Source organism: Xanthomonas sp. NCPPB 3761 (assembly GCF_041475705.2).
GTDB classification, from domain to species: domain Bacteria; phylum Pseudomonadota; class Gammaproteobacteria; order Xanthomonadales; family Xanthomonadaceae; genus Xanthomonas; species Xanthomonas phaseoli.
In genome coordinates, this window is the sequence record NZ_CM191262.1 from 2,978,043 (window position 1) to 2,990,355 (window position 12,313).

Sequence of the window (12,313 nt, forward strand, 5' to 3'; positions counted from 1 at the left end):
GCACCGCCCGCCGGCCCGCTGTTGCGGGGTTAGATCAGGTCGGCGCCGGATGGCGGGATGCTGGGGTCAGGCTCACGCAGGCGCTGCGCGCCATTGAGGACATCGAGCAGTTCGTGGCGGATGTACTCGGCCACCGCCGCTGGTCCGTCGTGATTGATGCCTGCTTCGATCGCGATATCGTTGGTCAGCGCAGCAAGCAATGCGGCCGCGTGGTACGCACGCCAGAGGCGGTATTGCTCTTCTTCGCTGATCGAGAAATCAGCGTCTTCCGGCAGCTGCGCATATGGGTGAGCGGCGTCCATCAAGCCACCTCCAATGCGGGCATGCGCTTAATCACCCATTCCTGCAGGGAGGCGGCCTCGGCTTCGGGCATGACCACGTGCAACGAGCCGATGACCAGGCCAGTGCCGTCATCGACCAGGAACAACTCGGAAGCCTTTTCGATCGCGCTGCAGGCGAACATGACCGGTGGGCGGTCATGCAGGCTGTCGGCGTACAGTTCGGCCAGGACGTCGGTCGCCCGGATCTGCAGGAGCAGGTAGACGCCGGGGGCGACGCGCAGCGCTTTATGCAGGTCGCGGCGGCTCACTGGCGCACCTCTACCAGGTCGGCATTGGTGCTGGAAATGGCGGCCTCGGCATCGGCCAGCGTCAGTGCTTCGGGCGCTTTGCCCATGGCCTGCAGCTTCGCCTGCAGGGCGAGCCAGGCGGTGTGGTTCCAATCGAGGGTGTCGGCAATCAGGCCGAAGTAATGGGCGATCTGACGCGCGGCATTGGCCGGCGCTTCTTGAGCGTCGTAGGTCATGGTGCAGGCTCCGTTGTAGTTGGAGTCCGCCACGACGCTGTCAAACGAGGTGGCGGACGGTGCGCGGTTGACAGACCGGTCAACGGAACCGGCAGGCCCGAAGGCCTCCGCACACCGCCCGCCATAGAACTGGCTGGCAAACGCCCGCGACTGCACAGCGAGCGAAAAAAAAGCGCCGTGCATCGGTCGATGGGCGCTGGTGCGCCGTTGATTCAGGCTGTCAAACCCGGTCGCCGATTGTGCGGCGACGGAGTAATGGTTGCTCCGCTCCTGGGCGGATGTCAACGAAAATTTCTCAAAATCTCCCACACGTGCGAGCGCGCTCATTTTTGGAACACCCAGCACTTCACAGTGGTGCCGACGCCGGTCAGATCGTCCTTGAGGACGGCGCTGTTGACCGCCACGTTCGCGCCGATGAACTTGTGCCGGCGCGAGTCGCCAAGCAGCGCTCGCAGCACCTTTAGATCGGGCACGGACTGACTGAACTGAGCAGCCCGCGCAGCGAAGTGATTGAGGTTGATCGCAATGCGCTGCGCGTCGCGGCTGTGGTTGACCACAGCTTTGCCGTGTCCGGTGGCTTCGAGGTATTCGTAGACCTCCCAGAACTCGTTGACCATCGCGTGGTCCGCGCTGATCGCCTTCTGCCGTTCCAGGGCCATTTCTAACAACGCGAGCCGTGTCTGCTCGACCATGTCGTCAGGGACGGTGACGACCAGGCGCAGGCAGTCGAACAGCGCCAGCATCTGCGCATGGTTCTTGATGACGCGTTCTAGGCGCAGATCTTGTTGCGCGCGCAGCTTGGCCTCGAAGACCTTTACACGCTCGGCGAACAGATCGAGGATGGCGCGTTCCTGGCGGATGGCACGCACAAGGAAATGGCTGACTTCTTCGACCTGCAGCGCATTGAGGTTGTCGGCCGCGATGCGGCTTTCGGTGGTGACCTGCGGCCGTTTGAAGTGCAACTTCACGATGCGCGTGAGGATTGCCTCGCTGGCGTCCACTGCGGCGTTCTGGGTGATCACGATCGTGCCGCGAAACGGTGGCTCGTAAGTCTCGTTGCCGCCATTGCGCACGCCACGGGTTGCCAGGGTGCCGCCGCCGAAGAAGTCTTTCAGCTCGTCCCACTCGAACGTCTTGGAGTGGGATTTGTCTGGCTCGCTGCGATCGGCCTCCAGCAGGACGACGGGCATGCCTGACACCTGACCCATGGCGCGCGCGGCCGGCCTTGGACGACTTGGCAGGGTCGAAGCCCTCGTAGTCCGAGCGGCCCAGCAGCTTCCACAGGAACGTCAGCAGCGTGGTCTTGCCGGCGCCGGCCTCACCGGTGGCTTCAAGAAACGGGAAGCTCTTGTGGCCCGCGCGGATCTGCTCGGCGAACAACGAGCCAAACCAGAACGTCATCGCGACCATGCCGTGCGTGCCGAAGCACTGCCACAGCCACGGTAGCCAATCCACGCGGAACGCCTCCGCATCGCGTTGGATCTCCAGTCGGATGGACTTCTGCGTGGTCTTCAGGCGCAGCTTGTCGAACTCGAAGTAGTCCTCCTCGTTGGCCGTTACCAGCTCGCCGTCGCGCACGGCCATGTCGCCGAGCAGGTAGGCGCGGTGTTCCTTGCTGTAGCCCACGAAATCGATGGCGTCCACCGTCTTGATCGCCTCGGTCTGCTCTTCGATCAAGCGGTCCAACTGGTGGCCGGTACCGGTGAACATGGCGCCGGCCGCTAGGGAAATCAGGCGCTTCTTGAACTCAGAAGCGCTGGAGACATGACCGCCGGTAAAGGTGCCCTTTACACTGGGGCCGTCGTGCGGAAAATCGACACGGAAGTAGTACCAGCTTTCGTCGGTGACCTCCTGGCGCTGGAAATAGAGGGCTTCCGGGTAGCAGTTGGCGATTTTCTGGACGGAGCAGGCAGCGCGCTTGATCTTCCTCAGATCCTCGGTTGCTACCTCGTCGCCGTCGTCGGCATCGATGTCGCCCAGCTTCTCCTTGCGCAGCTTGTCGAAGCGCTGGGTGTCGAAATCGAACCAGTACAGGCGGGAGCGGTACTCCAACCAGAAGTCATTGCGGCCGTCGTGCTCGAACATCAGCAGGCCTTTGTCGACTGCCGAACGGGCGACGAGCAAGTCGCCCTGATAGCGGGCTTCCTTGACGTCGTTGTCCCACTGCTTGGGATCATCGGACGCGATCGCGCGCAGGTGCAGGTCGTTCCAGTCGGTCTTCTTGCCATCGCGCTGGACGATTTGCGCCGCCCGCGAGTCGAAGCCCAGCGCCGATGCGCGCTTGATGTGCTTGTGCGTGTAGGCACGGGCGCCCGGCTCATTGTCCAGTGCCCACACGAGCGTCGGAAGATCGGCCATGCGTGCCTTTGCCAGCTCGCGCAGCGATTCTTCTGGAAAGGCGTTGGAGGACATGGCCGACACTGCGCACACGCCGTGCTGCAGGAGCGCGATCGCATCGAAGATGCCCTCAACGATCCACACCTCGCGCGCGGTCTGCATGGCTGTCAGTGCGGCAGGCGCCGCCCACCACACCCCTGCATAGCTCTGGCCCGGCGCAAAGCGCGCCTTCTGCTTGCCGAAGCGGTGCGGGCGATCGATCAGGCGTTCCCACCAACCACCTTTGACCAACGGAAACCGCACGGTCGCAGTGCCGGCGCTGATTTTGCGATCGTAGTGGCTGTCCTGGCTGTAGAGGCCTTTCAGCGGTGCCAGCGACGTCCCCCCGCCCTGAGTAGCGGCCAGGTTTAGAGTCCGGGGTTGATGATAGCGGCGTTGGCCAACTGTTGGGCATACGCGGAGGGCGTCATGCCGCCAATTGCTTTCTTGGGTCGCTCCTCGTTGTATTCGCGGCGCCAGCGCTCGATCTCGGTGCGTGCATGCAGCAGTGTCGGGAACCAGTGTTCGTTGAGGCATTCGTCGCGCAGGCGGCCGTTAAACGATTCAACGTAGGCGTTCTGATTCGGCTTGCCGGGTTGGATGAGTCGCAACTGCACGCCACGCGCATGCGCCCAGGCCACCATCGCCTTGCCGCAAAACTCCTTGCCGTTGTCCGTGCGGATCACCTGCGGCAAGCCGCGGCGGATGGCGAGCCGATTCAGCACACGCGTCACGCCATGGCCCGCTATTGCGCGCTCCACCTCGATGGCGACCGCTTCGTGCGTGGCGTCGTCCACGATCACCAGACACTTGATCACCCGACCGTCGGCAGTGCGGTCGAACACGAAGTCCATCGACCATACCTGGTTGGCCTGCGATGGCCGCAGCAGCGGCTGACGCTCGCCTACCGGGACTTTCTTGCGCTTGCGGCGGCGGACTTGCAGCTGCTGCTCGCGGTACAACCGCTCCACACGCTTGTAGTTCACGATGCGGCCTTCCTGTCGCAGTTTGAGATAGATCATGCCCACGCCATAACGGCGATGGCGATGCGCCAACGCACCGATGCGCTCGCGCAGCTCAACGTTGCGATCTTCGCGTGGGCAGTAGCGCAGCGCGCTGGCGCTCATGCCGATCGCTGCCAAGGCGCGGCGCTCGCTGGCACCGCACCCCATCCACTCGCGCACCAGCGCACGACGCGCCGGCGCGCTCACCACTTTTTTCGCAGCGCATCCTTGATCAGATCGTTCTCAAACAGCTGCTCGGCCAGCAACTTCTTCAGCCGCGCGTTCTCCGTTTCAAGGTCTTTGAGCCGCTTGGCATCGGGCACGCTCATCCCGCCGAACTTGCTGCGCCACAGGTAGTAAGAGGCCTCGCTGAAGCCATGGCGCCGGCACAGGTCCTTGATCGCCACGCCCGCTTCGGCTTCGCGCAGGAAGCCAATGATCTGTTCTTCGGAAAAGCGCTTCTTCACGTCCAATCTCCTCGGGGTAGGGAATTGGACTCCAAACTGCGGTGCTACTCAAAATCGGGGGGACGTCGACGCGATTCCTGTCCAGTTCAAAGGAATTATCTTTCAGAATATCTGGGTTGGAGGAAATTATTAAATTAAACATGCCCATCCTTGTTGTTGGGGTGAATGCATCGAGGTCCGGCCTAACTTCATCCGCATGCACCATATCCAAATTAGATAAGCAAACGCACTAGCTGAGTACGCTTTCCAGGATTGTGGAGCTTTTGAATCCATTGCTATCCATAGTGTGAGTTACCTTGGCAGTTAACCATGCTTGAGCATCAATTTCAGGCTTGAACCCACGCACCATGACAATTTGCTCGGGGAATAGATCTGCCCGTCCTATTGCTAGCGTGTAGTCGAACTTCGCCAAGCCGCGTTTGACTCGCTCCAACTCTGCATGCGCATGCTGGCGTGCTGTTGCTTCATCGGCATATGACTCACGAAGATTCTTAGCATTGTCGTCGGTTCCTACCAGCACAGATTGCCGCCGCGCCTTGCCTTTGTCTGCCCAGTAGGCGCGCACGCCGGAGTAGGCGTCGCGATCAGCCACCGAGTAGCGATGCTGATCGCCATCGCGCCGTGTCAGGGTGACAGTCGGCAGCGGCTTGCCGCTCACCGTGGTGCCGGCACCAATCGGTGTAAACAGAAGCGCCCCAGCTTTGACCGTCGCGACCGCATCGAACCGTTGCCCCAGCCGAGTGAGCAGATTCATATCGCTCTCGTTGGCCTGGTCAAGATGGGACAGTTTGATGCGCGCTAGCGCCTCCACCACGCGCGGCGTCAGGCCGTGCTCACCGGCGAGCGTATTGAGCACGGCGCCCAGCGTCGTGTTGTGCCAGCTGCGCTCGCGGCGTGTGCGCATGTTTGCAGTCAAATCTGCGCTACGCGCCCGGATAGTGATGATGTCCGGCGCGCCGCTGTACTCCACCTCATCCACGATAAACGTGCCTTTGTCGACCAGGCCGGTGGCTTTCCATCCCAGCGCCACAGCCAGGCGTACGCCGCGTTTGGGCAGCGCCATCTTACCGTCGTGGTCGTGGATGCGCAGATCCAGTTGGTCGGCTTCGCCGCCCCGGCATTCGGTGAGGGTGAGATCGAGCAGACGTGGTGCAATGCGCTCGGTGAGGTCGACGCCATCGAGCACCACCCGCCACTGTGGAATCGGGTAGCTCATGCGGCCGTCTCCGGCGCGATGTCGTCGGCGCGGCGCAGGCTGAGCTGGAACTCGATCCGGCGCGGTGTGCCGTCCTCGAAGAACAGCGACGCGGTCTCGTTGACCGTCAGCAGCAGATACGGCCCGTAGACCACCCCGGCACCATCCACCAACGGCAATGGCTCGCCGTCTGCAGCCAGCTCGCGCAGCGTGTCCAGCGAGGCACGCGTGCCGGTGAGTTCGGGCGCGATCAGGCCCGACAGCTCGACGGTGTCATCGCCCGGACCCAAGAACTGGCTGGCCGGCCGCGCGCCAACGCGCTCGCTGGTGGCATGGCGCCAGCTCATTTGCCGCTGCAGCTGCAGGAACGCGGCGCTGTCGAGGGCGAACACAAATGTGCCGTAGGACATCATCATCGGGGTGGATCCTCAGTCGTCGCGCAGGCTGGAGCGGCGGGTCGCCGCGGCGCGCCGGTCGCGCTCTTCGATCTGGCGAGCGACTTCGCGCGCCAGTACATTGGCATCCATGCCCGGTGCGGCATGGACATGGATGACGTAGCTGTTCCCGGTTGCCGGCGCACTGGCGGCGCGCACAGGGGCCGATAGCGGTGCCCGGCTGTCGATCGCCGCCACGGGCGCCGTGGCCGTCGCCAAAGCCAGGCCGGCGCCCACCACCCGCATGCGGTTGCCGAGCGCCGTGACGGCCTGCACAGGCGCACCCTGGCCGCGCTGTAGGCCGACGGTGAGGCCTTGCATGGTGAAGTCGCCCAGTTGGGCGAACACGCGCGAGGGGCTGTGTATGCCAAGCAAGCCCTTGAACCGATCGACCACGCCGGTGCCCACGCTGGCGATTGCGTTGCTGGCGGCGCTGAGCTTGGAGCGGATGCCCTGCACAAGGCCGGTGATCATGTCCGCACCGGCCTGCAGCATCCGGGCCGGCCAGTTGGCCAGCTGCAGGTTGATGCCGGCCCATAGCTGCAGCAGCCCCTGGCGGATGCGATCGCCGTTGCCGGTGAACACGCCTACGATCAACGACCAGGTGCCCTGGACGGTTTGCCAGACGCCGCCGAGGATCTGCTTGATCACCGGCAGCACATATACAAACGCCTGCACCAGCCAGCCGATCGCCTTGACCGCCAGCTGCAGCTGGGTGACCAGCACCGCGCCCAGGATTTGCCCGAAGCCGCGCCCGGCCTGCGTTGCACCGTGCAACTGGGCGGTGGTGGCCTCAAACGGCGTCAGCAGCTGCTTGACCCACACCCAGGCCTGGCCCATTGCGGCGGCCACCGTGTCCCATACCGGGCCGAGCGGCGCGAGCGCGGCCTGCAGCTCGGCCAGCACCGGCGCGGCAACATCGACAATGCCTTGCCACACCCCGATGGCGAAGGCCTTGATCGGCCCCCAGTACTTCCACACCAGCAGCGCCACCGCCGCGACGGCCGCACCAATCGCCAACACCGGTAGGCTGACGCCGCCGAGCAGCGGCAGCAGCAGGCGTGCGCCATTGGCGAGCATCGGCAGCACGCGGCCGCCGAACGACAGCACCTGGCGGATCAGTGCGCCGAACCCACCGCCACCGGACAGCAGCGCGACGGCGCCGTGGATCTGCGAGAACGCCATCGCTGCCACACCGCCGGCCACCAGCAGCCCGCCCAGGATCGTGACCAGCGCGGCGCCGGCGATCGCCGTCTTGGCGATCGCACCCACCAGCACCGGATTGGCGCGGATCCACGTCGTGACCTGGCCGACCACGCCAGCCGTGCGCTCGGTCAGTTCCTTGAACTGCGGCAGCAGCGCCTGACCGATCGATTGCGACACCACCACAGCGGTGTTTTTCAGCAGCTGCAGCGAGTTGGCCGAGGTGGCCACCCGCGATGCGTACTCGGCCGACATCGAGCCGCCGTAGCGCTGCGCGTCGGCGACCTTGGCGAAGTTGCCCTGCAGCAGCTCCAGATTGGTCAGAAGTGGCGCGATCGCACCAATCGACTCGCGCCCGAACAGCTGCGTCATTGTCGCGGCCTGCTCGGCCTTGGGCAGTGCCCGCAGCTTCTGCAGCACTGACATGATCGCGCCGCCTGCGTCCTTCTGCATGACCTGGGCCATGTCGGTGTCCTTGATGCTGAGCTTTTCGAAGGCCTCGCGCTGACTTTTGGTCGCCGACTCGCCCGAGGCCAGGGTGAGCAGCATGTTCTTGATGCCGGTGGCCGAGACTTCCGACTCGATGCCCATGCCGGCGACGGTGGCGCCCAGCGCCGCCAGCGGTCCGCTCTGCAGGCCGGCCACCTCGCCCAGGGCGCCAATGCGGTTCACCACCGCGCTGATCTTGTTGACGCTGGCAGGTCCCGTGTTGCCGAGATAGTTGATCTTGTCGGCCAGCACGACGACCTCGGCCTGGCCCATGCGAAACGCTGTGCGCCAGGTGGCCATGGTCTGGCCGGCTTCCTCGGCGCTGCTGTCGAAGGCCACGCCCATCTTGGCCGCATCCTCGGCGAAGCGGACCAGCTCCTGGCGCGGGATGGCCGCCTGGCCGGCGGCCGCGACGATCTTGGCAATCTCGGCCGGCAGCATGGGCAAACGCATCGAGAGGTTCTCGACATCGCGACCCATCTGCAAGAACTGCTGCGGCGTCTTGAAGTCCACCACCTTACGCACGTCGGCCATGGCCGACTCAAACTCCATCGCATCGCTGATCGGCAGCACAGATGCGCCCAGTGCGCGCTGGCCGGCGAACGCCATGCCGGCGCCATAAGCGCTCGCCTGCAGGCCGGCGCTTTGGATGCGGGCGCTGCGACGCTGGGCAGCGTCGATCGCCACCAGTCGCTGCTGATGGGTGCGCATGGCGGTATTGGTGCTGTCGATCTCGCTGCGCAGGCGGCGCTCGTGCGTGACCAGCTCGCGGGTGCTGATTCCGGCCGTCTCCAGGCGACCACGCAGGCGCTGTAGGCCGGCCTCCTGCGCGCCGTGTGCGGTCTTGAGCTCGCGCGCGGTGCGCACAGCGCGCTCGAACTCGGCATTCATTGCAGCGGTAGGCGTGCCGGTCGCCTTGATCTGCTGGGCGAGCGTGCGCACCGATTGCCGTTGCGCATCGAGCGCGGCCTTGGCGCGCTGCGCCATAGCGACCTGCTCGCGATAGGCGCCGATGTCGCGGTGTTGGCTGTTGAGCTGACGCAGCGCGTCGCGCTGGTTGCGTAGTGCGGTGGCAACGCCACGGCTCCCACTGAGCACACGGCGGAACGGGCCGGTGGCGCGATCGACAGCGGCCAGGATGACCTGCAGGCGCAGATTGTCAGAGGCCGCCATTTAGGCGGCCTCATGGTTCGGGTGGGGCATCATTCGGCTCCGCTTCGCAGGCGGGCACGCTCGCGCCACGCCGTGAGTTCGTGCAGCGACCAGCCGTCCATTTCAGACGGCGGCCAATGGAAGATGGCCGCGATGTCGGCCATCGCATCCTCTACGCAGTCGGGAAGTCCGCTTCCCTCTGTGCCTTCGGCAAGAAAAAAAGCGCGACCTCCTGGCCGACTGTCAGCAGGTCAGCCGGATCCATCGCATTGACGTCGGCGGTGGTCAGCGTGGGCGAGGAAATGCGTGGCAGCAGCGTTGCCAGCGCAGTGACATCCATCTGAAGCAGCTCGGCGAGCTTGAGGCCGCGCAGTTCACCGGCGCCAGGCTTGCGCACCTTGAGGTCGGTGATGGTCTGCTCGCCGCGTACGATCGGCTGGTCGAGGGAAATGGCGGGGGAAAAGGTCGGGGTCATCGGAACGTCTCAAGGGGAGGCCCGGCGGCGCCAGGCCGGAAAGGTCAGGCGCCGATGGCGCGGCGTTGAGCGGCGAGCAGATCCACGCCGTTGACGATCTCGGTCATGTTCACCAGATCGATCTCGATCACGGTGGCGCCGTTGATGGTCAGCTTGTAGTAGCTGGCCGAGGTCTTGACCGAAAACTCGGTGTCATCGCCGGACTTGCCGGTGCCCGGATCGATCTCGCTGTGGCGGCCGCGCACGACCACCTCCACCGCATCCACCTCGGCGGTGTCGTCGCGCTGGTAGGCGCCGGCAAAGCGCAGCTGTACCGCGTTGTGGGTGGTTGCGCCGTATTGGTTCAGCACGCCGCGCATCAGGCCGCCGCACTTCCATTCCAGCTCGATCTTCTCCTGGCCGAAGTCGATGTCGACCGGGCCATTCATTCCGCCGCCACGGTATTCCTCCATCTTGCGGGACAGCGTGGGCAGCTTCACTTCGACGACCTGGCCGAGATAGCTCTCACCGTCGTTGAACAGGTTGAGCGCCTTAAGTTTCTTGGGCAACGCCATGGGGTTCTCCGGGAATCTAAGTCAGGTGCGTTACGCGTTAACGCGGTCGGCAAAGTCGGCCAGGTAGCTGGTGGTGATCTTCTGGTACAGCTGCAGGTTCTCCAGCGGCGGCACCGGGGTGTAGTCGTAGTCGATGCGCAGCGCACCGTCGGCGAGCGTGGTGGCGCTGTTGACGGTGCCGTCGTACCAGGCGTTGGCATCGATCAGATAGCCGGACGATTTGAGGTCGCGGAACTTGGCGTTGATCGTTTCCAGCAGGTCTTTGACCAGCGAGGGATGCATCGGTTTATCGACGTAGAACGCCACGCCCTCGGCAATGGTGTCGGCCAGGATCTGAGCAGTGCGCGTGGCTGTCTCGAAGGTGAACATGCTGTCCTCCGCACACGTGCGCGACCCCCAGAAGCGTTGCCCGTTGAACGTCACCAGCGTGGTGATGTCGCCCTCGTTGAGCACACCGGCATCGGTAGCCGGATCCTGCAGATCCCAGTGCACATCCTTGGAGATGCCGGTGACGCCGGCCACCGGCACGTTGGACAGACTCTTGTGCCAGCCCTGCTCGGTGTCGATCTTGGCGCGCAGGCCGAGCGCACGTGCGGTGGCATACGCGGCGGTCGTGGTGCTGGTGGCGGTGTCGAAGGCCAGGAAGTCCGGCCAGATCAGCATCAGCTCGCGGTCGCTGAACTGACCGCGATACGTCACGGCCTCGGCGACGGTCTCAGCCACCGGGCGCACATAGGCCATGGCGCGCAGCTTCTTTGCGATGGTCGCCAGTGCTTTGGCAACCGGCAGCGTATCCAGACCCGGCGCGCCCAGGATGCGCGGGCGCACGCCCAGCTGTGCTTGTGCCGCGAGCAGCGCATACAGGCCGGTATAGCCGCTGGACTTGGCCTCGCCGATGACATTGCTCGACGTCTTGGCAGCATCTTCGCCATCGGCCACACGCACAACGATGGTCACCGGATTGGTCTGATCGGCGATGCCCTGCAGCGTGGCGCGCAAGGTGCCCTGGGTGCCGGCGCTGGCGATTGCACCGAGCACGTCGGTGATCAGCGTTGGCTTGTTCAACGGGAAAATTTTCTCATCCGCATCGGCGGCCGTGGCGACCAGGCCGACGACAGCGGTGGAGACGGTACGGATGGTGCGCGTGCCGGCGCTGACTTCGATGACGCGGACGCCGTGGTGGTAGGCAGTGGACATAGGTTCCTCGATCAGGACGTGCGGAAGCGGAGCGGAATGGTCAGGCGCGAGCGCGCATTGGCTGGGGCAACGTCGGTGCGCTGGCCTTCGATGGTCAGCACGAAGCTGCCGGGCGTGTCGCCGACGACTAGGCCGACGCGGGTCAGGCGCAGGCGCGGTTCCCAGCGCATCAATGCAGTAGCGGTAGCGCCGTAGAGCAACGTGCGGGTGGCGCCGTTGAACGGCTGATCGATCAGCTCCGGCAGCAGCGAGCCGAAGTCGCGGCGCTGCTCGCGTGTGCCGATGGGTGTGGTGAGGATGCAGGCGATCGACTGGGCCAGGTGTTGCTCGCCCTGAATCACACGCCCGGTGGTGGCATCGACGCCGATCACTGCGGCCCACCGCTGAGCGCGCTGCCGGCGGTGACGCCGGTCGTCTTGTGGTTCTTGAGGCTGATCCCGCCGCCGACCACGTCGGTGTCGACGGTGGCAGTGCCGGTAATGCCGGCGTCGCCATTGATCTGGGTGGCGCCGTTGACCGTTAGCGGGCCGTTGAGCGTGATGCCGCCATCGGCGGTGATGGACGCGGTCCCGCCGCTGGGTAGCGTGGCCTGAAGCGCATGCGCGTCGGTGTCGTAGTGGATCTGCGCGCCATCGGCAAAGCGCAGCACGTGCAGTGTGTCGGATGCGGCGGGCGCTGCGAATTGGTCAGAGTAAAGGCCGCGTAGCACCAGGCCATCGGCCAGGTCACCCGCCGGCGACAGCACCACGACTTGCTCGCCGATCGCGGGCGCCGACCAGATGATGGTGGTGCCGGCCAGGGTGACCACCCAAGGCAGATAATCGGTCAGCATCTCGCCGACCTGCACACGGCATCGCGCGGTGGCGAGATTCACCTCGGCGACGGCGCCGAGGCGAATAGCGTTACTCAGTGCGGAGGATGCGGAGCCCATGTAGCCATGGTCGATGGCTGCACTGTTCTAAG

General features: G+C 64.8%; 13 protein-coding genes and 1 pseudogene. All 14 read right to left on the reverse strand.

Features of this window, described 5'->3' with window-relative positions; genetic code table 11:
* Nucleotides 1–29: 29 nt before the first annotated feature.
* The 14 genes and pseudogenes from ACCQ00_RS13005 to ACCQ00_RS13070 all read right to left on the reverse strand — a co-directional run bounded on the left by ACCQ00_RS13005 (nucleotide 30) and on the right by ACCQ00_RS13070 (nucleotide 12,281).
* Nucleotides 30–302, reverse strand: coding sequence for a hypothetical protein (locus ACCQ00_RS13005; protein WP_039571362.1), 273 nt, complete (start codon nucleotides 300–302; stop codon nucleotides 30–32).
* Nucleotides 302–589: a hypothetical protein gene (locus tag ACCQ00_RS13010; protein ID WP_039571357.1), complete on the reverse strand. Its 288-nt coding sequence runs from the start codon at nucleotides 587–589 to the stop codon at nucleotides 302–304. Before ACCQ00_RS13010 ends, ACCQ00_RS13005 begins: the two co-directional genes overlap by 1 nt.
* A complete protein-coding gene (locus ACCQ00_RS13015) occupies nucleotides 586–804 on the reverse strand; it encodes a hypothetical protein (RefSeq protein ID WP_039571414.1) in 219 nt (72 codons plus the stop codon). Before ACCQ00_RS13015 ends, ACCQ00_RS13010 begins: the two co-directional genes overlap by 4 nt.
* A 323-nt stretch (nucleotides 805–1,127) precedes the next feature.
* A pseudogene (locus ACCQ00_RS13020) lies at nucleotides 1,128–3,546 on the reverse strand (toprim domain-containing protein).
* Nucleotides 3,547–3,548: 2 nt separating this feature from the next.
* Nucleotides 3,549–4,651, reverse strand: a protein-coding gene (locus tag ACCQ00_RS13025) for an IS3 family transposase (RefSeq protein WP_099770619.1) whose coding sequence is annotated in 2 segments (ribosomal slippage) — nucleotides 3,549–4,393 and nucleotides 4,393–4,651 — 1,104 coding nt in all. Because the reading frame shifts where the segments join, the coding sequence is not laid out codon by codon here.
* 229 nt (nucleotides 4,652–4,880) lie between these two features.
* Nucleotides 4,881–5,867 (reverse strand): phage late control D family protein, encoded by a 987-nt coding sequence (locus ACCQ00_RS13030; RefSeq protein WP_039575081.1) that lies wholly within the window; start codon nucleotides 5,865–5,867, stop codon nucleotides 4,881–4,883.
* A complete protein-coding gene (locus tag ACCQ00_RS13035) occupies nucleotides 5,864–6,262 on the reverse strand; it encodes a phage tail protein (protein WP_039575084.1) in 399 nt (132 codons plus the stop codon). Before ACCQ00_RS13035 ends, ACCQ00_RS13030 begins: the two co-directional genes overlap by 4 nt.
* A gap of 12 nt (nucleotides 6,263–6,274) precedes the next feature.
* The gene (locus tag ACCQ00_RS13040) at nucleotides 6,275–9,145 is read right to left on the reverse strand and encodes a phage tail tape measure protein (protein WP_372353947.1); all 2,871 of its coding nucleotides are present in this window, start codon (nucleotides 9,143–9,145) and stop codon (nucleotides 6,275–6,277) included.
* A 29-nt stretch (nucleotides 9,146–9,174) separates the two neighbouring features.
* Nucleotides 9,175–9,288: a GpE family phage tail protein gene (locus ACCQ00_RS13045; RefSeq protein WP_005922203.1), complete on the reverse strand. Its 114-nt coding sequence runs from the start codon at nucleotides 9,286–9,288 to the stop codon at nucleotides 9,175–9,177.
* 8 nt (nucleotides 9,289–9,296) lie between these two features.
* The gene (locus tag ACCQ00_RS13050) at nucleotides 9,297–9,599 is read right to left on the reverse strand and encodes a phage tail assembly protein (RefSeq protein ID WP_039575090.1); all 303 of its coding nucleotides are present in this window, start codon (nucleotides 9,597–9,599) and stop codon (nucleotides 9,297–9,299) included.
* Nucleotides 9,600–9,643: 44 nt separating this feature from the next.
* Nucleotides 9,644–10,153, reverse strand: a complete 510-nt coding sequence (locus ACCQ00_RS13055; RefSeq protein ID WP_039436037.1) for a phage major tail tube protein — start codon at nucleotides 10,151–10,153, stop codon at nucleotides 9,644–9,646.
* 30 nt (nucleotides 10,154–10,183) lie between these two features.
* Nucleotides 10,184–11,350 carry a phage tail sheath protein gene (locus tag ACCQ00_RS13060; protein ID WP_039575092.1) on the reverse strand — a complete coding sequence of 389 codons (1,167 nt, stop codon included), beginning with the start codon at nucleotides 11,348–11,350 and terminating at the stop codon, nucleotides 10,184–10,186.
* An 11-nt stretch (nucleotides 11,351–11,361) separates the two neighbouring features.
* Entirely contained in the window at nucleotides 11,362–11,721 is a 360-nt protein-coding gene (locus ACCQ00_RS13065) for a GPW/gp25 family protein (protein ID WP_039575095.1), read from the reverse strand.
* Entirely contained in the window at nucleotides 11,718–12,281 is a 564-nt protein-coding gene (locus tag ACCQ00_RS13070; RefSeq protein ID WP_039575098.1) for a phage baseplate assembly protein V, read from the reverse strand. The genes ACCQ00_RS13065 and ACCQ00_RS13070 overlap by 4 nt, the downstream gene beginning before the upstream one ends.
* Nucleotides 12,282–12,313: the final 32 nt, after the last annotated feature.

Bases quoted from the DNA above. Each gene is read 5' to 3' on its own strand.
- ACCQ00_RS13005 (WP_039571362.1), bottom strand. From the start codon at position 302: ATGGACGCCGCTCACCCATATGCGCAGCTGCCGGAAGACGCTGATTTC.
- ACCQ00_RS13015 (WP_039571414.1), bottom strand. From the start codon at position 804: ATGACCTACGACGCTCAAGAAGCGCCGGCCAATGCCGCGCGTCAGATC.
- ACCQ00_RS13030 (WP_039575081.1), bottom strand. From the start codon at position 5,867: ATGAGCTACCCGATTCCACAGTGGCGGGTGGTGCTCGATGGCGTCGAC.
- ACCQ00_RS13035 (WP_039575084.1), bottom strand. From the start codon at position 6,262: ATGATGATGTCCTACGGCACATTTGTGTTCGCCCTCGACAGCGCCGCG.
- ACCQ00_RS13040 (WP_372353947.1), bottom strand. From the start codon at position 9,145: ATGGCGGCCTCTGACAATCTGCGCCTGCAGGTCATCCTGGCCGCTGTC.
- ACCQ00_RS13045 (WP_005922203.1), bottom strand. From the start codon at position 9,288: ATGGCCGACATCGCGGCCATCTTCCATTGGCCGCCGTCTGAAATGGAC.
- ACCQ00_RS13050 (WP_039575090.1), bottom strand. From the start codon at position 9,599: ATGACCCCGACCTTTTCCCCCGCCATTTCCCTCGACCAGCCGATCGTA.
- ACCQ00_RS13055 (WP_039436037.1), bottom strand. From the start codon at position 10,153: ATGGCGTTGCCCAAGAAACTTAAGGCGCTCAACCTGTTCAACGACGGT.
- ACCQ00_RS13060 (WP_039575092.1), bottom strand. From the start codon at position 11,350: ATGTCCACTGCCTACCACCACGGCGTCCGCGTCATCGAAGTCAGCGCC.
- ACCQ00_RS13070 (WP_039575098.1), bottom strand. From the start codon at position 12,281: ATGGGCTCCGCATCCTCCGCACTGAGTAACGCTATTCGCCTCGGCGCC.